The 19,793-nt window shown below is 71.3% G+C and carries 19 protein-coding genes; 8 read left to right on the top strand and 11 right to left on the bottom strand.

Annotated elements, in window-relative coordinates:
• Positions 1-17 precede the first annotated feature (17 nt).
• Together ACIA77_RS20585 and ACIA77_RS20580 are read left to right on the top strand one after the other, a co-directional pair.
• Complete coding sequence (locus tag ACIA77_RS20585) at positions 18-1,844, top strand: APC family permease (RefSeq protein ID WP_395887501.1); 1,827 nt, start codon at positions 18-20, stop codon at positions 1,842-1,844.
• A gap of 52 nt (positions 1,845-1,896) precedes the next feature.
• Positions 1,897-2,688 carry a hypothetical protein gene (locus tag ACIA77_RS20580; protein ID WP_395887500.1) on the top strand — a complete coding sequence of 264 codons (792 nt, stop codon included), beginning with the start codon at positions 1,897-1,899 and terminating at the stop codon, positions 2,686-2,688.
• 5 nt (positions 2,689-2,693) lie between these two features.
• On the opposite strand, the gene ACIA77_RS20575 is transcribed toward ACIA77_RS20580, so the two are convergent.
• Positions 2,694-3,014, bottom strand: a complete 321-nt coding sequence (locus ACIA77_RS20575; RefSeq protein WP_395887499.1) for an antibiotic biosynthesis monooxygenase — start codon at positions 3,012-3,014, stop codon at positions 2,694-2,696.
• A gap of 53 nt (positions 3,015-3,067) precedes the next feature.
• On the opposite strand from ACIA77_RS20575, the gene ACIA77_RS20570 reads away from it, so the two are divergent.
• Positions 3,068-3,502: a MarR family winged helix-turn-helix transcriptional regulator gene (locus tag ACIA77_RS20570; protein ID WP_395887498.1), complete on the top strand. Its 435-nt coding sequence runs from the start codon at positions 3,068-3,070 to the stop codon at positions 3,500-3,502.
• 320 nt (positions 3,503-3,822) lie between these two features.
• Positions 3,823-4,809: a chitinase gene (locus ACIA77_RS20565; protein ID WP_395887497.1), complete on the top strand. Its 987-nt coding sequence runs from the start codon at positions 3,823-3,825 to the stop codon at positions 4,807-4,809.
• A 62-nt stretch (positions 4,810-4,871) separates the two neighbouring features.
• Here the strand turns inward: ACIA77_RS20565 and ACIA77_RS20560 are convergent, their stop codons facing one another.
• From ACIA77_RS20560 to ACIA77_RS20540, 5 genes are read right to left on the bottom strand one after another with little or no spacing between them, the layout of a single operon-like run.
• Positions 4,872-5,633 (bottom strand): HAD family acid phosphatase, encoded by a 762-nt coding sequence (locus ACIA77_RS20560; protein WP_395887496.1) that lies wholly within the window; start codon positions 5,631-5,633, stop codon positions 4,872-4,874.
• Positions 5,634-5,667: 34 nt separating this feature from the next.
• Positions 5,668-6,891, bottom strand: coding sequence for a class I SAM-dependent methyltransferase (locus tag ACIA77_RS20555; RefSeq protein ID WP_395887495.1), 1,224 nt, complete (start codon positions 6,889-6,891; stop codon positions 5,668-5,670).
• Between the two features lies 1 nt (position 6,892).
• The gene (locus tag ACIA77_RS20550; protein WP_395887494.1) at positions 6,893-7,858 is read right to left on the bottom strand and encodes a class I SAM-dependent methyltransferase; all 966 of its coding nucleotides are present in this window, start codon (positions 7,856-7,858) and stop codon (positions 6,893-6,895) included.
• Positions 7,855-8,634: an enoyl-CoA hydratase/isomerase family protein gene (locus ACIA77_RS20545; RefSeq protein ID WP_395887493.1), complete on the bottom strand. Its 780-nt coding sequence runs from the start codon at positions 8,632-8,634 to the stop codon at positions 7,855-7,857. The genes ACIA77_RS20550 and ACIA77_RS20545 overlap by 4 nt, the downstream gene beginning before the upstream one ends.
• A 56-nt stretch (positions 8,635-8,690) precedes the next feature.
• Complete coding sequence (locus ACIA77_RS20540) at positions 8,691-9,503, bottom strand: ABC transporter ATP-binding protein (RefSeq protein WP_395887492.1); 813 nt, start codon at positions 9,501-9,503, stop codon at positions 8,691-8,693.
• Positions 9,504-9,818: 315 nt separating this feature from the next.
• On the opposite strand from ACIA77_RS20540, the gene ACIA77_RS20535 reads away from it, so the two are divergent.
• A complete protein-coding gene (locus tag ACIA77_RS20535; RefSeq protein ID WP_395887490.1) occupies positions 9,819-10,364 on the top strand; it encodes a cysteine dioxygenase in 546 nt (181 codons plus the stop codon).
• Positions 10,361-10,756 carry a rhodanese-like domain-containing protein gene (locus tag ACIA77_RS20530; protein ID WP_395887489.1) on the top strand — a complete coding sequence of 132 codons (396 nt, stop codon included), beginning with the start codon at positions 10,361-10,363 and terminating at the stop codon, positions 10,754-10,756. The genes ACIA77_RS20535 and ACIA77_RS20530 overlap by 4 nt, the downstream gene beginning before the upstream one ends.
• Positions 10,757-12,314: 1,558 nt before the next feature.
• Here the strand turns inward: ACIA77_RS20530 and ACIA77_RS20525 are convergent.
• The gene (locus tag ACIA77_RS20525) at positions 12,315-12,818 is read right to left on the bottom strand and encodes a GNAT family N-acetyltransferase (protein WP_395887488.1); all 504 of its coding nucleotides are present in this window, start codon (positions 12,816-12,818) and stop codon (positions 12,315-12,317) included.
• A complete protein-coding gene (gene glgP, locus ACIA77_RS20520) occupies positions 12,818-15,361 on the bottom strand; it encodes an alpha-glucan family phosphorylase (RefSeq protein WP_395887487.1) in 2,544 nt (847 codons plus the stop codon). Before glgP ends, ACIA77_RS20525 begins: the two co-directional genes overlap by 1 nt.
• 98 nt (positions 15,362-15,459) lie before the next feature.
• Between glgP and ACIA77_RS20515 the strand changes: the two genes are divergently transcribed.
• Positions 15,460-16,881 (top strand): neutral zinc metallopeptidase, encoded by a 1,422-nt coding sequence (locus ACIA77_RS20515; protein WP_395887486.1) that lies wholly within the window; start codon positions 15,460-15,462, stop codon positions 16,879-16,881.
• Positions 16,882-17,323: 442 nt separating this feature from the next.
• On the opposite strand, the gene ACIA77_RS20510 is transcribed toward ACIA77_RS20515, so the two are convergent.
• Positions 17,324-18,298, bottom strand: a complete 975-nt coding sequence (locus tag ACIA77_RS20510) for a tetratricopeptide repeat protein (RefSeq protein WP_395887485.1) — start codon at positions 18,296-18,298, stop codon at positions 17,324-17,326.
• A 102-nt stretch (positions 18,299-18,400) separates the two neighbouring features.
• Between ACIA77_RS20510 and ACIA77_RS20505 the strand changes: the two genes are divergently transcribed.
• Positions 18,401-18,805, top strand: a complete 405-nt coding sequence (locus ACIA77_RS20505) for a hypothetical protein (RefSeq protein WP_395887484.1) — start codon at positions 18,401-18,403, stop codon at positions 18,803-18,805.
• A gap of 40 nt (positions 18,806-18,845) precedes the next feature.
• Here the strand turns inward: ACIA77_RS20505 and ACIA77_RS20500 are convergent, their stop codons facing one another.
• Together ACIA77_RS20500 and ACIA77_RS20495 are read right to left on the bottom strand one after the other, a co-directional pair.
• A complete protein-coding gene (locus ACIA77_RS20500; RefSeq protein ID WP_395887483.1) occupies positions 18,846-19,376 on the bottom strand; it encodes a hypothetical protein in 531 nt (176 codons plus the stop codon).
• 88 nt (positions 19,377-19,464) lie between these two features.
• Positions 19,465-19,770: an MTH1187 family thiamine-binding protein gene (locus tag ACIA77_RS20495; protein ID WP_395887481.1), complete on the bottom strand. Its 306-nt coding sequence runs from the start codon at positions 19,768-19,770 to the stop codon at positions 19,465-19,467.
• Positions 19,771-19,793 lie beyond the last annotated feature (23 nt).

Here is a 19,793-nt window from a genome sequence, read left to right as displayed (position 1 = left end):
ACCGCCAACCTTGACCCGTGTCGACTTTGATCACGCCCGCGCGCGCCGAACAACCCGAGAAGCGCGATCCCGCGGAGCGGCACCGCCTGTCCGTGCTCGGCGGGCTCGCCGCGCTGTCCCTGGACGCGATGGCGTCCGTCGCCTACGGGCCCGAGGCGATCGTGCTCGTGCTCGCCGTCGCGGGCGGCGCGGGGCTCGGGTTCGCGGTGCCGGTGACGCTGGCGATCGCGCTGCTGCTCACCGTGCTCACGTTCTCCTACCGGCAGGTCATCGCGGCCTTCCCCGACGGTGGCGGCGCGTACGGCGTGAGCCGCGCACACCTCGGCCGGCGGGCTTCGCTCGTGGCGGCGGCGTCGCTGGTCATCGACTACGTGCTGAACGTCGCCGTGTCGGTAGCCGCCGGCGTCGCCGCTCTGACGTCGGCGTTCCCGGAGCTGCTGCCGTACACGACGTGGTTGTGCCTCGCGGTGCTGGCGATCGTGACGGGCGTCAACCTGCGCGGCATCGCGCAGAGCGCGCGGGCGTTCATCGCGCCCACGGCCGTCTACGTCGGGGCGATCCTGACCATGATCGTGGTCGGGCTCGTCCGGCACGACCCGGCGGCCGCCGTCGCCGCGCCCGCGCAGGCGCACAGCCTCGAAACCGTCGGCGTTTTCCTGCTGCTGCGGGCTTTCGCGAACGGCTGCGCGGCGCTGACGGGCGTCGAAGCGATCGCCAACGCGGTGCCGTCGTTCCGGCGCCCGCGCGTGCGCCGCGCGCAGCGGGCCGAGGTCGCGCTCGGCGCGCTGCTGGCGGTGATGCTGATCGGGATCGCGTCGCTCATCGAGAAGTTCTCGATCCACCCGGTCGACGGCGTCACCGTGCTCTCGCAGGTGACGAGCGCGGCGCTGGGCAACGGGTTCGGCTACTACGTCGTGCAGTTCTCGACGGTGCTGCTGCTCGCGCTCGCCGCGAACACGTCGTTCGGCGGGCTGCCCGTGCTCGCGCAACTGCTGGCGCGCGACAACAACCTCCCGCACGTGTTCGCGCTGCGCGCCGAACGTCAGGTCCACCGCTACGGCATCGGCTTCCTCGCCGGCGCGTCCGCGCTGCTGCTCGTGCTCGCGGGCGGCGACGTGAACACCCTGGTGCCGCTGTTCGCGATCGGCGTGTTCGTGGGCTTCACGTTGTCGCAGTTCGGCATGGTGCGGCACTGGCGGCGCGAACGCCCGCCGCGCTGGGCCGGCAAGGCGCTGCTCAACGGGTTCGGCGCGCTGCTCACCGCCATCGCGGCCGTGGTCGTCGCGGCGACGAAGTTCACCGAAGGCGGGTGGCTGATCGTCGTCGCGCTGCCGCTGCTGGTGGTCGCGATGGAGTGGGTGAACCGCACCTACGCACGCATCGGCGAGCGCCTCGAACTCGGCCGCACGCCGGCGCCGCCCCGGCCCCGCAAGGCGCTCGTGGTGGTGCCGGTGAACACTGTCTCGCGGCTGACGCGCGACGCGCTGGCCGCCGCGTTGTCGCTCGGCGATCGCGTGCAGGCGGTGCACGTGACGCACCCCGAAGAGGAAGCGCAAGCCCGCGCGTTCGTCGCGGACTGGGAACGCTGGCACCCCGAAGTCCCGCTCGTCCAGGTGCACGACGAACGCCGGCGGCTCGGCGCGCCGCTCGTCGAGCACCTGCGCGGGGTCGGCGGCTGTCACGTGTTCGTGCTGATCGCGGAGGTCGAGCCGGAGCACGTGTGGCAGCGCGTGCTGCAGAACCAGCGCGGCGCCGTGCTCGCGCGCGCCCTGCGGCGCCGGTCCGACGCCGTCGTCTGCCGGATGCGGTTCCGACTGGGCCCCGATCTCCCGGAAAGCGGCTAAACTTCGGCCGCTCGCCCGCGGCTGCGGGTGTTATCAGCTCAGGGAGGCGCGGATGCGCAAGCTCGTCCTCGTGGTGGCAGTGGTCGCCGGACTGGTGGGCACGACGGGCGTCGCCACCGCGGCGCCCTCGACGGTGTCCGTCGGCGGCGCGGTCGGCAGCCCGAAGTCGTATTCGGCGGCGGAGCTCGCCGGGGCGGACCTCGATCAGCTGGTCACCGCGGCCGCGCCGGCGTTGCCGCCGGGCAAGAACACGGTGCTGCGCGTGACCGTCGCGGTGACCGGCACCCACCGGTCCGTGACCTTCGCGCTCGCCGAACTCGACCCCGCGTTCGGCAACCACCCGGCCGTCTTCCGCGCCGGCCGCCACGGCGTGGACCTGGCCGTGCCCGGCGACCGCACCGCCTTGCGCACGGTCCCCGACGTCCGCTCGGTCACCGTCGCGGTGTCCGGTGCGGGCCCGGCGGACAAAGCCGTGCGGATTTCGTTCGGCCACCGCACGGTGACCCTGCCGCCGGTCCTGCTCGCCCACCTGCCCCGCCGCACGGTGACCACCTCGTTCGCCTCGGGCGAGGGCCAGCAGACGCACACGGAGTCCGGCCCCTCGCTGTCCCTGGTGCTCCTGCTGGCCGGCGTGCTGCCGACGCCGGACAAGACCGTCGTCGCGGTCGGTTCCGACGGTTACGGCGCCGCGGTGACCCTCGCCGAGGAGTCGGCGGGCGGCCGCCCGCTGCTGCTCTCGACGGCCGAAGACGGCGCGCCGCTCGACCTTCCCCGCCTCGTCCCCCTCGGCGACGTGAAGGGCGGCCGCTACGTCTCGGGAGTCACGGCGCTCGCCGTGAGCTGACCCCGTCAGCGGTGGTGGACCGAGGCCACCGTGTAAATGTGCGGGTCGAAGCTCGCCAGGGCGGCGGCCGCGGCCAGGTGCTCGCGGCAGCCGGGATCGGCGAGCATCGCCTGGTACTCCTCGACGCTCGCCCACTGCGCGTAGTTGACGACGCGGGTTCCGTCGGTGCTCGCGTGGATGTTCGCGGACACGAAGCCCGGACGGTGGCGGATCGTCTCTTCGGTGGCCGCGGTCAGCACCTCGACCAGCTCCTGCTGGCGCCGCGGGTCGACCGTGAACACGTTGACCAGCGTCGCGACGTCCGCGGCCGGGTCGATCGTCGTCATCGCTCCTCCTGTGTCAGGTTCCTTACATCCCCAGTATGTGTAAGGTTCCTGACATGAGTCAAGCCGAAACCACGGCCCGGCCCGGTTACCTGGTCAAGCGCGCGCAGCAGGCGCTGCGCCAGGCGTGCGACGAGGACCTGCGGCCGATCGGGCTGTCGATGTCGCAGTACGCGGTGCTGCGGGCACTGGCCGACCACCCCGGCGCCTCGTCGGCCGAGCTGGCGCGGCGGTGCTTCGTCACGCGGCAATCGCTGCGGGACGTCCTCGGCGGCCTGCGCACCGCGGGTCTCGTGACAGTGGCCGAGAAGGCTTCGACCGGGCGCGCGCGGCCAGTGACTCTGACGCGTCCCGGCACCGCGCAGCTCAAAGCCGCCGAGCAAGTGGTCTTCGACGCCGAGGAACGCATGCTGACCGGCCTGTCGCCCACCGAGCGCCGACGGCTGGCCGAGCTGCTGCGCCGGTGCGCGGAAAACCTCGACAGCGCCTGACCGGCCGGCGAACTCCGAACGACGTCCGGTTTCGGCCCGCGCTGACTCCGACAGCGTCGGCGAACCAGCGATCACAGCACGCAAACGTCCGCGGGCACCTGTTGTCCCGCGATCCCAACCCGCCACCACAGCGAATCCCCAAGCCCGGCACCACCCGGTCAGCGGAACCGGTGCAGCGCCTGACCATCGCCCCACCACGGCGATCCCGGTGAGCGGAACCGCGCGGCATCCGAATGGTCTATGGCCCGCGTCAGGGTATTGGTCTATACCATTTGGACAAGGTTTCCCGCTCTCCAGGTCCCCGCTGTGGAGGTTTCACCATGAGGCTCCCCTCTCCCCGCAGGTTGCTCGCCGCGCTGGGTGGCGTGCTGGCCGTCGCCGCCGGAGTGGCGGCCACGCCCGCCGGCGCGAGTGTCGCCGCGGCCGGCTCACCCGTACCGGTCGCGCCGTACGTCGACATGGGCGCGTGGCCGACGCCCGTGCTGTCGGCGATGTCGTCCAAGGGCGGCGTGAAGGGCTTCACGCTCGGGTTCGTCACCGGCGCCGGCTGCAAGGCCAGCTGGTTCAACGCCTACGACCCGCGCTCGGCGTGGCAGTCGGCCGAGATCGCGAAGATCCGGTCGGCCGGTGGCGACGTGAAGGTGTCCTTCGGTGGCGCGTCGGGCATCGAGCTGGCGCAGGCGTGCTCCAGCGTGTCCGCGCTCGCGGCCGAGTACGACGCGGTCGTGAAGGCGTACGGCCTCAAGTACATCGACCTCGACATCGAGGGCGCGGCCGTCGCCGACACCGCGTCGATCCAGCGGCGTTCGCAGGCGCTGAAGACCGTGCAGGACAACAACCCCGGCCTGAAGATCTCGCTGACACTGCCGGTTCTGCCCAACGGCCTCGACTCCAACGGCGTGGGTGTCGTCAACGCCGCCAAGGCCGCGGGTGTGAACCTCGACCTGGTCAACGTCATGGCGATGGACTACTACCAGGGCGCCGGTGACCAGGGCGCGAAGGCGATCTCCGCGGCCAAGGCCACGCAGGCCCAGCTCAAGTCCATCTTCGGGCTGTCGGACTCGGCCGCGTGGCAGAAGGTCGGGCTCACGCCGATGCTGGGGGTGAACGACTCGCAGAACGAGATCTTCTACCAGAAGGACGCCACCGCCGTGGTGAACTTCGCGAAGAGCGTGCACCTCGGCATGCTGTCCTTCTGGGAGGCCGGGCGCGACGCCAACGCGTGCAACGGCGCGCTCTACCAGTGCACGAACATCACGCAGCAGCCGTACGAGTTCTCGAAGATCTTCTCGGGTTACACGGGCTGATCCCGCGGCCCGGGTGTCCACCGTGGACGCCCGGGCCGCCGCTCGTCAGTGCGGGAACGGGATCACGGCAGGTAGTACATCGGGTTCGGCAGCTTCACCGGGTGGTCGGCGTACCCGCCCTCGAGGTCGCTGAACTGGTCACCGAGGTTGAGCACGAGGTGCGCGCCCGTCGCCTGGATGTGAGCGCGCGTGCCGGACTTGTACTGGATCGTCGTGCAGGTCAGGCCGCACGGCAGGTAGTCGGGCGCCGTGCCGGCCGGCTTGAAGAACGCGCCCGCGGGCGCCGGGTACCCCTCGTCGGCGAGGTTCTTCAGCGACTGCGGCCCCTGCGGCTGGCTGCGCCCGGTGAGGAAGTAGATCTTCACGCCGCGCTGCGCCGCCCAGTTCGCCAGCTCCAGCACGGGTTTGTTGGCCACGAACGTGCCGTTGTCGATCGCCTGCTGCTGCTTCACCGGGTCGAAGCCGAAGTCGTTGTCGGCCTCCCAGCCGTAGGTGACTTCCGACGTGTCGTCGACGTCGAGCACGATCGCCGGGTTCTTGACCTTGCCGAGCTTCTGTGTGAGGTAGTGCTTCGCGTCGGCGACCACGCGCTGGGTGTCGGTGACGAACCGGCTCGTGTCGGAGTAGTGGTGCTTGCCCGCCGCGTCGAGGTAGTCGCCGTAGTAGGCCTTCACGTCGTTCTTGACCTGGCCGATGTTCGCCGGCTCGCGCCCGTGGGCGGCCGTCACGGCGTCGGAACCGGCCAGCGCGGTCGCACCACCCGCGACGGTGGCGCCGATCGCGGCGGCAGCGGCGAGCTTGAGCAGAGCGGGAAAACGAGACACGGCGACCCCTCCGGTGTCGTTGGTGAATTCCGGGTTACAAGCTTCCGAAATCTACGCCAACGGACTGGTCTGGAGAACCCTCCGAAGGGATGCGTTCGGCGCGGCACACGAACGCCACGGGCGACCGGCCGATCCGCGTGAGCACCACAGTGGACTCTTCGTGACCACGCGGTTTCAGGCGGCGACGCAGAGCGTCCGGATCCACGTCCAGACCACGCACGAGGATCTCCAGCCGCCCCACGCCGAGCCGTTTCATGGTCGCACGCAGGGCTTTTTCGCTGTACGGACCGTGTTCCAGCACCCGGAACGCGCGCACCCCGGGGGGTGGCGTGTCGCCGGTGAGGTACGCGATGCGCTCGTCGAGCTGCCACAGGCCGTGGCGCGCGGCGTAGTGGCGCACGAGCCCGGCCCGCACCACCGCGCCATCGGGGTCCACGAGCCACTCCCCCGGTGCCCGCGACGGCAGCTCGTCGGGATCCGTGTCGGCGACCGTCCACTGCGTACCGTCCGAACGCAACACCGTCGCCCGGCGTGCGACGCCGTTGCCCAGGCCCCGCCACAGGCACGCCTCGCGCACCGCGCCGTCGAGCGAGACGAGCTCGACCTCGTCGGCCCAGGGAACGATCGCGAAGTCCAGGCCCGGCGCGCACTTCACCGACAGCGGACGCCCCGGGTACGCGTCGACGAGCCCGTCCAGCGGCGGTGCGAAGTCCGCGGGCTTCCAGGTACGCCGGCCCGCCGAATCGCGCCGCGCCGGGTCGGCGACCACGACGGTGTCGCGGCTGGCCGGGCGCAGCGCGTCGGCCTGCACCAGCCCCGCGAGCACCCCCGCGGCGGAAGCGTTGTGGCGCGCCATCTCCAGCCGTACGCGGTCCACATCGGATCCCAACGTCCGCTTCGCCACTCGCGCCAGCTCCACGAGGTCGGCGCCGACGGAGCACGTGACGTCGTGCACGTCCCGGCCCGCCAGGCGCGCGGCCCGGTGCCGCGCCACCAGCGTCGCGCTCGCCTGCTGCAGCGCGTCGCCCGTGAAGAGCCACTCATCGGCGCCCGCGAGCTTCGCGGCCGATTTCCGCCGCAGCACCACCGTTTCCAGCACCGCGGCGGCGAACCGCTCGCCCACCGAACGCCGCACGGCCGCGACGTCGGCGAGGCGGGAAGCGTCCGTCAGCGGCAACGCCGCGCACTCGGCGAGCGCCGCCCGTCCGGCGGCGGAGCGCAGGAAGGCGACGTCGTCGAGCGAGAAACCGTAGGCCAATTCAGGACGGCCGCTTGGTCCCGGTGATCATCACGTTGTAGAACAGCTCGCGCGGCAGCACCTTCGACAGCACCTTTTTGTCCAAAGCGGACAGTCGCAGCCACAGGTGGTACGCGAACATCCGCCACCGCACCGTCAGTTTCTCCTGCGGCACCGCGGCCTCGAACGTGCGGATCGGCCAGCCCGCGAGCGCGGCCGAGAACTCGTCGGTCACCGCGCGCACGTCCTGCGCGCCGGCGCCACGGGCCATGGCCTCGAGTTCCGACGGGTCGAAGGTGTGGATGTCCACCACGGCTTCGAGCGCCGCCGCGCGCGACGACTCGTCCAGTTCGGACTGCGGGCGCCGCCACCCGTTCAGCGCCGGGAACTTCGTGATGCGCGTGGTGAGGTACCACGTGATCTGCCCGAGCTTGCGCGCGTAGAAGTCGCCGACCTTGGTCGGCTCGCCCGCGAAGACGAAGCGGCCGCCGGGCTTGAGCACGCGCAGCACCTCGCCGAACGCCTGGCGCACGTCCGGGATGTGGTGCAGCACGGCGTGGCCGACCACGAGGTCGAACGTATTGTCGTCGAACGGGATCCGCTCGGCGTCGGCGACGCGGCCGTCGACGTCGAGGCCCAGGTTCTCCGCGTTGCCCAGCGCCACCTGCACCATGCCCGGCGAGAGGTCCGTGACGGACCCCTTCTTGGCGACCCCGCCCTGCATCAGGTTGAGCAGGAAGAACCCGGTGCCGCTGCCGAGCTCCATCGCGTGGCCGTAGGGCTGGCCGTCGTCACCGGCGACGGCGTTGAACACGTCGGTGGCGTAGGAGATGCAGCGCTCGTCGTAGGAGATCGACCACTTCTCGTCGTACGTCCCGGCTTCCCAGTCGTGGTACAGGACGTTGGCGAGCTTCGGGTCGTCGTAGGCGGCCTTGACCTCCTCCGCCGTGGCGTGCGGGTTCGGCGCGGGGTCGGTCACGGAGGTCACTTCCCCTCGAAGGTGGCCTTGCCCGGGCCGTTCTCGATGAAGGAGGCCATGCCGTTCTTCTGGTCTTCGGTCGCCCACAGCGCGGTGAACAGCTGCGTCTCGATCTTCAGGCCCGTCGCCAGGTCGACGTCGAGGCCCGAGTCGATGGCGGTCTTCGCGGCCTTGAGCGCCACGGCGGGACCGTTCACGAACTGCTCGGCCCACTTGCGCGCGGCCGCGTACACGTCGTCCGGCGCCACGACCTCGTCGACGATGCCGAGCTTCAGCGCCTCGTCGGCCTTCACGAACCGGCCGGTGTAGATGAGGTCCTTGGCCTTGCTCGGGCCGATCAGGCGTGTGAGGCGCTGCGTGCCGCCGGCGCCCGGGATGATGCCGAGCTGGATCTCCGGCTGGCCGACCTTCACGTTGTCGCCCGCCACGCGCCAGTCGGCGGTGAGGGCCAGCTCCAGGCCGCCGCCGAGCGCGTAGCCGGTGATGGCCGCGACGACCGGCTTCGGGATGCCCGCGATGCGCGCGAGCGACGCCGTGAGCTCGGCGCCGAACTTCGCGATCTCCGGGTAGGTGCGGGCGGCCATCTCCTTGATGTCAGCGCCACCGGCGAACGTCTTCTCGCCGCCGTAGAGGATCACGGCGCGCACGTCGTCGCGGTCCGAGGCTTCACGCGCGGCCTCGGCGAGCTCGGCCTGCACCTGGTTGTTCAGCGCGTTGACCGGCGGCCGGTTGAGCCGGATCGTGCCGACGCCGCCCTCGACCTCCAGGCTTACGAACTCTCCCACGCAGCATTCCTCCTCGTTGACGGGTTGCCAGCAGGCTACCGGCCGGTAAGGACAACCTACCGGCGGCGGGCGAAGAACCGCTCGCCCGAACGCTGGAGCACCAGGTCCTGGTCGAAGGTCTTCGACAGGTTCTCGCTCGTGATCACGTCGTCCATCAGCCCTCCCACCACGGCGTGCCCGTCGCGCAGCAGCAGGGCGTGGGTGAAGCCGGGTGGGATTTCCTCCACGTGGTGGGTGACGAGCACCATCGCCGGTGCGTCCGGGTCCATCGCCAGGTCCGAAAGCCGCGACACGAGGTCCTCGCGGCCGCCCAGGTCCAGACCGGCGGCCGGTTCGTCGAGCAGCAGCAGCTCCGGGTCCGTCATCAGCGAACGTGCGATCAGCACCCGCTTGCGTTCACCTTCGGACAGCGTGCCGAACGTGCGGTCGGCCAGGTGCGCGATGCCGAGCGTGGCCAGCAGCTCGGTGGCGCGGTCGAGGTCGAGGCTGTCGTAGGCCTCGCGCCAGCGGCCCATCACCGCGTAGCCGGCGCTCACCACGACGTCCTTCACCAGCTCGTCGCCGGGCACGCGCTGGGCGATCGCGGCGGAGGTGAACCCGATGCGGGGGCGCAGTTCGAAGACGTTGACCCGGCCGATCTGGTCGCCGAGCAGGTGGATGGTGCCGGAGGTGGGGTGCAGTTCCGCGGCGGCCAGCCGCAGGAGGGTCGTCTTGCCCGCGCCGTTGGGCCCGAGCACGACCCAGCGTTCGTCGAGTTCGACGTTCCAGTCGAGGTCCGCGAGAAGGTCGTTTCCGTTGCGGCGGACGCCGACACCGGACATCCGCACCACGAGGTCGTCAAGGTCGCTGGGCAGGATCGGCTCGCTCACGCGCCCATTGTGGCCGTCCACGCGCGCGCGTCCGCACCCGCCCGGGGTTGACAGCGCGCGGGCGTCCAGCCGATGAGACGGTGGCGCGGACAAAGTGCCCGTTGTGGCACCATCGGTTGCGTGTCCAGGTCCGTGTCCGCGCCCTTCCCCGCACCGCGGGGCTCGTTCTGGCGCCGGCGCACGATCGACCTGCTCCTCGTCGCGTCGTGCGGGTGTACCGCGGCGCGGCACTGATTCCGGGGACGTTCGCGTTCCCGCGTGCCGCGCTGCGCCGTGACCAGCCCGGACCCACTTCCGCTCGCGAGGAGCACCCCCTTGACCACGTCGATCACCCGTCCCGATTTCGAGGTCCACCCGCACCTGACCGATCCCCTGCTCGTCGAACTGCTGCAGCCGGCGCGGCTGTTGTGGACGCCGCGTGAGCTGGCGGAACTGACGCGGACCGTCACCACGGAGCTCACTTCCGGTCTGCGCGAGGTGCTGCGCTTCGACGAGGACCGCCGCTGGTGGGCGCGGCTCGCGCTGACCGACGGCGTGGAGCTGTGGCTGCTGTCGTGGCTGCCCGGCCAGCAGACGAAACCCCACGACCACGGCGGCGCGGCCGGCTCGTTCACCGTGCTGCAGGGCGAACTCGGCGAGGAGTACCGCTACCCCGGCGGCCCGGTGCGCCGCCGCACGCACTCCGCCGGCGAGGGCATCGGTTTCGGCGCCGGGCGCGCCCACCAGGTCACGGGCCTCGGCGACGCGCCGGCCGCGAGCGTGCACGCGTACTCGCCGCCGCTGGTGGCGACGCGCGAGTACACGACCCTCGCCGACGTGCCCGCGGAGATCCCGCCGTTCCCGGTCATACTCGGCCGATGAGCTCGATCGACGACCTCCTCGCCGGCGCCCGGTCCACCCTGAACCGGGTCACGCCGGCCCAGGCGGCGCAGCTTCAGGCCGAAGGCGCGCTGGTGGTGGACATCCGCCCGCACCCGAACCGCGCCGCCGAGGGCGAGATCCCCGGCTCGGTGGTCGTCGAGCGCATCCACCTGGAATGGCGCCTCGCCCCGGACAGCGCCTGGCGCCTCCCAGGTGTGACAACAGACACGACGGCCATCCTGGTGTGCAACGAGGGCTACGCCTCCAGCCTCGCCGCGGCCGACCTGCAACGCCTCGGCCTGCCCAACGCCACCGACCTCTCGGGCGGCTTCCGCGCCTGGGCCGCGGCGGGGCTGCCGGTGGTGGAGGGTGGTTCGGACCCCGTTCCGTGAGGTTTTGTGCGCAGGTGCTGATGGGGTGCTGACCTGGTTTGTGCTTGGGCGACCAACGCTGGTGCCTTCACCACCACACGATGTCCGCCGATTCACACCCGCTGTGCGGCACCCACCAGCTCGGCGTGCGCCGCCGCACAACCCATGCGCCGCAGCCACCAACTGAGCGCCCGCCGACTCACGAACTCTGCGCACCCGCCATCACGCCATGTCTGCCACCGAACAGTCGGCGGTCCCGCTACCACCACCATGTCCGGCCCCGAACAACCTCTGTGCCCCGGCCACCACACCCTGCGCACCCACACACCCCGCGCCATGGCTGCCGCCGAACAATCGGCGGCCCCGCTACCACCACCATGACCGGCCCCAAACAACCTCTGTGCCCAGGCCACCACACCCTGCGCACCAACACACACCCCGGGCCATAGCCGCCACCATGCTCTGACCGCCGACACACAAACGCCGGCCGCCCACCACCACCCAGCGATATCCGACGAACAACCACTGCATCGCGGCCACCGCCGAGAGCGCTCTCGGCCAACCCCCGTTCCCCGGCCACCGCATCCTGGGCGCCAGCGCACACCCCCAGCCGTGCCCGACCGCCAACGCACAAACGCTGGTCACCCACCACCACGCAGCGACAACCAACAAACAACCACTGCTTCGCCGCTACCACCATGTCCGACCGCGGACAAACCCTGTGCCCCGGCCACCTCGCCCCACGGCCAGCACACACCTCGTGCCTTCGCCACCATGCCGTTCCGCCAGCGCGCAAGCCGTGCGCGACAACCACCACGCAGCGACCGCAAACAACCAACTACTGCTCCGCGGACAACGCCATGTCCGGCCTCGAACAAGCCCGTGCCCCCGCCACCGCATGCTGCGCGCGAGTGCACAACTCATGTCCTGATCGCCGACACACAAACCCTGCGCACATACCACCGCGCTGCGACAGCCGATCAACAACCGATGTTTCACAACCGCTGCCGTGTCCGACCGCGGACATGCCCTGCGCCGTGGCCAACGCGCCCTGTCCGCCGAGACTCAAGTCTGCACGCCAATTACCCTGCCATGACTGCCAAAGCACAATCCCTGTGCGACGGCCACCATGCTGTGGCTGTCGGGGGAACAATCGCTGCCACGCAGCCGCCCGTCGTGTCAGGGCGGGACAGAAGTTGCGCCCTGGCTGACATGTCTTGATCGCCGGCGCACGCATCTCGGTGCCCTGGCTGACATGTCTTGATCGCCGGCGCACGCATCTCGGTGCCCTGGCTGACATGTCTTGAACGTCGGCGCACGCATCCCAGTGCCGAGGCAACCATGCCCTGATCGCCAGCGCACGCATCCCAGTGCCGAGGCAACCATGCCCTGAGCGTCGGCGCCACGCATCTCGGTGCCCTGGCTGACATGTCCTGAGCGTCGGCGCACGCATCCCGGTGCCGGGGCAACAATGCGTTGACCGGCGGCGCACAAAGGCTGCGCACCGATCACCATGCTGTGAGCGCGCATCCGCAAAACACGGCACACAAACCAGGCGCCGTGATCAGGCGCCGGTCGCTCAACTCCCCGATGCGGCGAGGTCGATCCAGTAGCGCCGCACCGGGCCGTGAGGCGTGGGGGCGATCTGGTCGAATACCCCACCGGCGCGTTGGATGGTGTGCGCCGACGCGGGGTTGTCCGGGGCGCACACCAGCAGGACGCGCTGCAGGCCGAGCGTGCGTGCCTCGTCGAGCATCTGCGTCAGGGCCCACGTGGCCAGCCCGCGTCCCCGGGCCGTGCGCCGGATGCCGAAGCCGAGGTGGCCGGCCCAGTGCGTGTACTCGTCGTCGGCGTGGCGCAGGGCGATGCCGCCGAGGACGGTGTCGTCCTCGGTGAGCCAGCGGTACCGCACGTCGCCATCGCGGGCCAGGCGCGAGACGAAAGCCGCGAAGCCGGCCGGGGAGGTGACCTCGTCGGCGGGGTCCAGGCCGAAGCCGTCTTCGTGCCGGCCGGGTCCCCATTCGGAATGCGCGTCCAGCCAGGCGCGGTGCAGGCGGGTGGTGGGCGCGACCAACTCCGGCATCAGGCCAGCACCACCCGCGCCAGTTCCGCCGGGCTCGCGAGCAGGGGGTGTTTCGGCAGCACCCGCACCGTGTACCCGACCGAGCCCGCGCGCGGCAGCCGCAGGGTGGCGGAGAAGGCGCCGATGCCATCGCCGTGCATGGGGACCGTGACGGTCTCCGTGAGTTCGTCCGCGTCGCCCACCTGGCCGACCACGGCCTGGATGTCCACTTCGGACGGGTCGAGGCCGGCGAGGTCGATGCGGGCGCGCACGGTCACCTCGGTGCCGACCACGAGCCGTTCGGCGCGGTCGTAGAGCAGTTCCGAGTCGAAGATGCGCACGCGCGGCCACGCGACCTCGAGCTTGGTGCGGTAGTCGGCCAGGGACAGGGCGCCGCGGTAGCCGTCTTCGGTCGCGGCGGTGACCATGCGCGACGCGGGCAGGTAGCCGGAGTCCACGTACTCGCGCACCATGCGCGAAGCCTGCACGCGCGGACCCAGCGTCTCGAGCGTGTGCCAGACCATCGACAACCAGCCGGTGGGCACGCCGGAGCCGTCGCGGTCGTAGTAGAGCGGCGCGATCTGCTGGCCCAGCAGGTCGTACAGGGCGGCGGCTTCGAGGTCGTCGCGGCGCAGCGGGTCGGTGACGCCGTCGGCGGTGGGGATGGCCCAGCCGTTGGAGCCGTCGTAGCACTCGTCCCACCAACCGTCGCGGATGGACAGGTTGAGGCCGCCGTTGAGCGCCGACTTCATCCCCGACGTGCCACACGCCTCCAGCGGCCGCACAGGGTTGTTGAGCCACACGTCGCACCCCCGGTAGAGGTAGCGCGCCATGGACATGTCGTAGTCCGGCAGGAACACGATCCGGTGGCGCACGGCCGCGTCGTCCACGAACCGGACGATCTGCTGGATCAGCTGCTTGCCGTTCTCGTCGGCGGGGTGCGACTTGCCGCCGATCACGATCTGGATCGGGCGCTTCTCGTCCAGCAGCAGCGCGCGCAGGCGGTCGGGGTTGCGCAACATGAGCGTGAGCCGCTTGTACGTGGGCACGCGGCGCGCGAAGCCGACGGTCAGCACGTCCGGGTCGAAGACGCGGTCCGTCCAGCCCAGCTCCAGCGCCGAGGCCCCGCGCTGCATCCACGCGTTCCGCACACGCCGGCGCACCTCGGCCACGAGCTTCTCCCGCAGCTCGCGGCGCAGGTCCCACAGCTGCTGGTCCGAGACACCGTCGCGCAGCGGGCTGTCCGGCTCGGAGCCCTCGTGGCCGAACTCGTCGTGGTTGCCGCCGAGCAGGGCGCTCAGCTCGCGGGCGACCCAGGTCGGCCCGTGCACGCCGTTGGTGATGGACGAGATCGGCACCTCGTCGTCGTCGAACCCGGGCCACAGCCGGGAGAACATCCGCCGCGTGACGCGCCCGTGCAGCTCCGACACCCCGTTGGCGCGCTGCGCGAGCCGCAGGCCCATGTGCGCCATGTTGAACAGGCCCGGGTTGTCCTCCGCGCCGAGCTGCAGCACGCGCCGCACGTCGACGTCGGGCACGAGCCGGCCGTCGGAGAAGTAGCGCTGCACCAGGTCGACGGGGAACCGGTCGATGCCGGCGCTCACCGGCGTGTGCGTGGTGAAGACCGTGCCCGCCCGCACGGCCGGGAGCGCCTCGTCGAAGCCGAGGCGGTCGGCCTGGATGATCTCGCGGGCGCGTTCGAGGCCGAGGAACCCGGCGTGGCCTTCGTTGGTGTGGAACACCTTCGGCTGCGGGTGCCCGGTCAGGTCGCAGAACTTCCGCACGGCGCGGAACCCGCCGATGCCGGCGAGGATCTCCTGACGGATGCGGTGGTCGGCGTCGCCGCCGTAGAGCCGGTCGGTGACCGGGCGCAGGTCCTCGTCGTTGGCCTCGATGTCGGTGTCGAGCAGCAGCAACGGGATGCGGCCCACCCGGGCGCGCCAGATCTGCGCGCGCAGGGTGCGCCCGCCCGGCATGGCGACCTCGACGAGCACCGCGTGGCCGCCCTCGGTGACGAGCTCCAGCGGGAACGCGTTGGGGTCGATCACCGGGTAGTGCTCGACCTGCCAGCCGTCGAGCGAGAGGCTCTGGCGGAAGTAGCCGGAGCGGTAGAGCAGCCCGACACCGACCATCGGCACACCGAGGTCGGAGGCGGCCTTGAGGTGGTCGCCCGCGAGGACGCCGAGGCCGCCCGAGTAGTTGGGCAGAGCCTCGGTGACGCCGAACTCCATCGAGAAGTACGCGACGGCCTCGGGCAGGTCGTCGTCGGTGCGGCGCTGGTACCAGCGCGGCTCGGACAGGTAGCGGTCGAGCTCTGCCGCGGCTTGCCGCGTGCGCTCGAGGAAGTCCTCGTCCACGGCCAGCTCCTCGAGCCGCTCCGGCGGCAGCGCGGTGAGCATGCGCAACGGGTCGCGGATCGAGTTGAAGAGCTCGGCGTCCATCGACGCGAACAGGTCGCGGGTCGGGGGGTGCCAGGTCCAGCGGAGGTTCGTCGCGAGCGCCCCGAGGCCCGCGAGCGAATCCGGCAGGCTGGCGCGGACGGTGAAACGACGGACAGCACGCATGGTCAGCGACCATATCGGGCCGCTCCCCGCCGCGCTCGCGACCCGTTCGGGAATAACGCTCACACCGGACGCGACCGCTTAGTAGGGTCCCGGGCGTGATGAAGCGAGGGGGAGCGCTCGTGGCGCTCGCGGTGGTGGCGGCGCTCGGCGCGGCCGGCTGTGGGACGAAGCCGGCTCCCGCGACGCCCGGCGCGGGCAACGTGGCCGGCCTGCCCGTGACCCACTTCGACAGCGGGCTGAAGAGCGGCGCGCCGCGGCCGGACCTGAACGTGAAGAACGCCGAGGGCGGCCAGGACGACCAGCTCGCGACGGCCGCGATCGCCGACGTCGAGGCCTACTGGGACGCGACGCTGCCCGCCGAGTTCGGGCAGAGCTTCAAGCCCGTCACGTCGCTGCTGTCGTACGACTCGCGCACCGACACCGAGGAAACGGCGTGCGGCAGCGTGAAGAAGCTCGTGAACGCGTTCTACTGCTCGGCCGACGATTCGGTGGCGTGGGACCGCGGGGTGCTGCTGCCGATGCTGCGCCAGCGGTTCGGCGGGATGTCGGTGGTGACGGTGCTGGCCCACGAGTTCGGGCACGCGATCCAGTACCGGCTCGGCCCGAAGGCGGGCATCACGAAGAACACCCCGGGCGTGGTGAAGGAGCAGCAGGCCGACTGCTTCGCCGGCGGCTACTTCCGCTGGGTCGCCGAGGGCAACAGCGAGTACTACCGGGTCTCGACCGCCGAGGGACTCGACCAGATCATGGCCGCGATGTTCTTCATCCGCGACCAGGCGGGCACGAGCGGCACCGACCGCCAGGCCCACGGCACGGCGTTCGACCGCACGTTCGCGTTCCAGACCGGGTTCGAAAAGGGCCCGAAGGAGTGCGCGGCCATGAACGCGCAGAACGTGCAGGCGCGCCTCACCGAGCGCCCGTTCGACACGAAGGACACCGGCAAGGGCGACGCGAAGGTCGACCAGGACACGCTGACGCTGCTGAAGTCCAGCTTGGACTCGGCGTTCAAGGGCGCCGGCGTGGCCGCGCCCGCCGTCGTCCCCGGCAGCGGCACCTGCGCGGGCGGCCCGGCTACGCCGCCGGCGTCGTACTGCCCGGCCGACAACACCGTGAACATCGACGTCACGCGGCTCACGGAGCTCGCGCAGCCCGTCGACGAGGACGCCGAGCAGTCCGGCCGCGCGAGCACGGGCCTGGGTGACTTCGCGGCGTTCGCGGAGATCGCTTCGCGCTACGCGCTGGGCATCCAGAAGGGCGTGGGCGCCTCCCTGGACAACCCGAACGCCGGCCTGCGCACCGCGTGCCTCGTCGGCGCGTGGGCCGCGTTCACCAACCGCCCCGGCGCCCTCCGCCTCTCGGCGGGCGACCTCGACGAAGCCATCGCCGACCTGCTCCGCCCCGACGGCCTCGTCTCCGCCGACATCAACGGCAAACGCCCCGACAGCGGCTTCGACCGCGTCGAATCCCTGCGCCGGGGCTACCTGGAGGGCTCCTCGGTCTGCTCGAAGCAGTACGGCTGAGCTTGTTTCACGGAGTGTCGTAAGGCCAGCAGCTCAGAACAACGCGCTCGCCGCCGCGCCTGACGGACCCGGCGCGGGCGGGAATCGCCGTCGACGTCGTTGCGAAGGCTTCGCCGACACCACCGAAGGCCCCGATCCCCGTGAGATCGGGGGCCTTCGTCGCGAGGTCGCAAGGTCAGAACAGAGTGCTCGACGGAACGACCTGGGCGGCTTACCTCAGCCGCCTGGTCCGGGCGCGGCCAGCCGAAGCTCCAGAACGGTTCTGCGGGGTGGTCGGCGACCGCCCCCTCAAAACGCTTAGTCCCAGCCGCCGAGTGGACGGCGGGAAGCGACCCAAACGTCGTTGCGAAGGAGTCGCCGACACTGCGAAGGCCCCCGATCCGCGTGAGATCGAGGGCCTTCGCCGTGAAGATCGAGGGCCTTCGCCGTGAGGTAAGACAGCTCAGAACAATGCGCTCGCCAGGTCGCGGCGGGCCTTCGAGACCCGTTCGTCGGCCGGGTCGAAGAGGTCGAAGAGGGCGACCAGGTGTCCGCGGACGCGATTGCGGTCGTCGCCGGTGGTGCGGCGGACGGCGGCGATCAGGCGGGCGAAGGCGCCCTCCACGTCCTGTTCCGCGATCTGCAAGTCGGCGGCCGCGAGCTGGGCGTCGAGGTCCGAGGGGTCGGCGTCGGCCTTCGCGGCGGCGGACGGGTCGGCCGCTTCGGCGCGCGCGGTGAACTTGACCTGGGCCAGGGCGTTCTTCGCGAGCTCGTTGGCGGGCTCCGCGTCGAGGATGCGCTCGTAGGCGGCCTGCGCGGCGGCGAAATCGCCGCGTTCGAAGGCTTCCTCGGCTTCCGTGAAGCGCGGGTCCTCCGGCTCCTCGATCGGGCCGCGGGCGTCTTCGGCGGCGCGGATGCCGGGGAGCTTGTCGCGCAGGGCGTCCAGCAGGGAGTTCAGCCACTTGCGGATCTCGGGCTCCGGCAGGGCGCCGGAGAACGCGTCCACGGGCTGGCCGCCGCCGATGGCGACGACGGTCGGGATCGACTGGGCGCCGAACAGCTGCGCGATGCGCGGGTTGGCGTCCACGTCGACCCGGGCGAGGACCCACGCACCGGCGGCCTCGGTGGCGAGGCGCTCGAGCACCGGGGACAGCTGCTTGCACGGCCCGCACCAGTCGGCCCACAGGTCGACGAGCACGAGCTGGTTCAGGGAGCGCTCGACGACGTCGGCCTGGAACGTGGCCTCCGTCACGTCCAGGATCACGTCCGACGGCGGGGCGGCTCCACCGGCGTCTCCGGCCGGTGCGGCGCCCGCGGCGGCGGGCGGCTGGCTCCGGGACTGGTCGGCCCGGGCCTTCAGCGCGGACAGGTCGACCGCGCGCGACAGTGCGGCCGAAAGGGCCGCCTGGTTTCCTGCAGATCCGCGTGGCTGTGTCACGCCCTCCATCCTGGCACGTCGCGGCGGGAGGTTTCAGCGCGCGTCCGGATTGGCAGGAGCCCGGCGCTCCGGCATGCTCACGACGGAACCAGGGAGGCCGTGATGCTCAGCCGGCGCAACGCCACCGTCGCGGTGGCGGTCACGGTCGGAGTGGTGTGGGTCGTGGCGATCACCTTGCTGATCGCGCACCAGCCGGACCCCGGCGCGCCGTCGCCGGCGGCCCTGCGCGACGGCCTGCGCACCGCACTGGCCGACCGCGACGCCGACGCCCTCGCGGACCTGCTGAACTACCCCGGCTCCGGCGCGTCGGACTTCGCCGACGACTACGTGGCCGTGCTCGGCGACGAGGACGTCCGCGCCGTGTCGGTGCAGCTCCTGCCCGACGAGCACGCCCCCACCAAAGCGATCATCGGCGGGGTGACGCACGGCTCCCGGTTCACCTACTCGCTGGCCGTGACCAGCGAAGACGGCCGGTGGACCGTGGCGTTCACCCCGCCGATCCCCTGACGGGACGCGGGGTACGCCGACACCCGCTCGACCTCCGCGATCAGCCGGCCCGTGCCGCGGGCGGCGGCCACGTCTTCGGCACCTCGCGGCGAACTACGAGCCAAGTCAGCACCGCGCAGATCACGGTGGCCGAGGTGAGGACCAACGCGGTGGCCAACCCTCCCGCGCCGAGCGGCGTACTGCCCCTGCCGTCGGCGATCGTCAGCAGGATCAAGACACCGAACGCGGCGGTCACCAGCGCGCACAGCCCCATGGCCAGAGCTCCCCGGCGAACCCCCGCGAAGAACCGCGCGTCGGCAGCCGGGAACGTCGGCCGGCGTCCCCTCACGCGCGCGACGATCACTCCACTGAGCAGCAAGCTGAACGCCGCGCCTCCGACGAAGATGAGCCCGAAGTAGTAGAGCGGGTGCACCCCGGACGGCGCCGAGGAGCCGAGCACCACGAGCACGACCAGCCCGATCACGCTCAAGAGCAGGTCGAAGACAGCGATCTGCCCCGTTTTCCGTAGCGTCGGGATCACGGGCCCAGCCGATTTGCCGTGCACGATCACCGCGTGCACCACGGTCGGCATGCCGGCCGCGATCCACGGCCGTTGCCAGCCCTACCGGCGTGTCGACCAGGCTGGTGGACCGTGGCGTTCACCCTGCCGATCCCGCGGCTCACTCGGGACGCAGGTGCGCCTCCACCCGCTCGACCTTCGCGGTCAGCTGGCCCGTGTCGTAACCGGGCCGGAGGTCGGCCTTCAGCACGAGGCCGACGCGCGCCGAGCCCTCCCCCGCGGCCTCGACGGCCTGCTTCACCACGGCCATCACCTCGTCCCACTCGCCCTCGACGTTGGTGAACATCGCGTTGGTGGAGTTGGGCAGTCCGCTGTCGCGCACGACCTTCACGGCGCGCGCGACGGCTTCGCTGACACCGCCGTCGGGGTCGCCGCCGGAGGGGCTCACGCTGAACGCGACGATCATGTCGGGGTCCTCTCATCCGGGAA

Origin of the sequence: Amycolatopsis sp. NPDC051903 (assembly GCF_044452505.1) — a bacterium.
GTDB lineage: Bacteria > Actinomycetota > Actinomycetes > Mycobacteriales > Pseudonocardiaceae > Amycolatopsis.
Note: the sequence above shows the minus strand (reverse complement) of the source record. Positions and strands in the feature narration are given on the sequence as shown.

Bases quoted from the DNA above. Each gene is read 5' to 3' on its own strand.
- ACIA77_RS20580 (WP_395887500.1), top strand. From the start codon at position 1,897: ATGCGCAAGCTCGTCCTCGTGGTGGCAGTGGTCGCCGGACTGGTGGGC.
- ACIA77_RS20575 (WP_395887499.1), bottom strand. From the start codon at position 3,014: ATGACGACGATCGACCCGGCCGCGGACGTCGCGACGCTGGTCAACGTG.
- ACIA77_RS20570 (WP_395887498.1), top strand. From the start codon at position 3,068: ATGAGTCAAGCCGAAACCACGGCCCGGCCCGGTTACCTGGTCAAGCGC.
- ACIA77_RS20565 (WP_395887497.1), top strand. From the start codon at position 3,823: ATGAGGCTCCCCTCTCCCCGCAGGTTGCTCGCCGCGCTGGGTGGCGTG.
- ACIA77_RS20530 (WP_395887489.1), top strand. From the start codon at position 10,361: ATGAGCTCGATCGACGACCTCCTCGCCGGCGCCCGGTCCACCCTGAAC.
- ACIA77_RS20525 (WP_395887488.1), bottom strand. From the start codon at position 12,818: ATGCCGGAGTTGGTCGCGCCCACCACCCGCCTGCACCGCGCCTGGCTG.
- glgP (WP_395887487.1), bottom strand. From the start codon at position 15,361: ATGCGTGCTGTCCGTCGTTTCACCGTCCGCGCCAGCCTGCCGGATTCG.
- ACIA77_RS20515 (WP_395887486.1), top strand. From the start codon at position 15,460: ATGAAGCGAGGGGGAGCGCTCGTGGCGCTCGCGGTGGTGGCGGCGCTC.
- ACIA77_RS20505 (WP_395887484.1), top strand. From the start codon at position 18,401: ATGCTCAGCCGGCGCAACGCCACCGTCGCGGTGGCGGTCACGGTCGGA.
- ACIA77_RS20500 (WP_395887483.1), bottom strand. From the start codon at position 19,376: ATGCCGACCGTGGTGCACGCGGTGATCGTGCACGGCAAATCGGCTGGG.
- ACIA77_RS20495 (WP_395887481.1), bottom strand. From the start codon at position 19,770: ATGATCGTCGCGTTCAGCGTGAGCCCCTCCGGCGGCGACCCCGACGGC.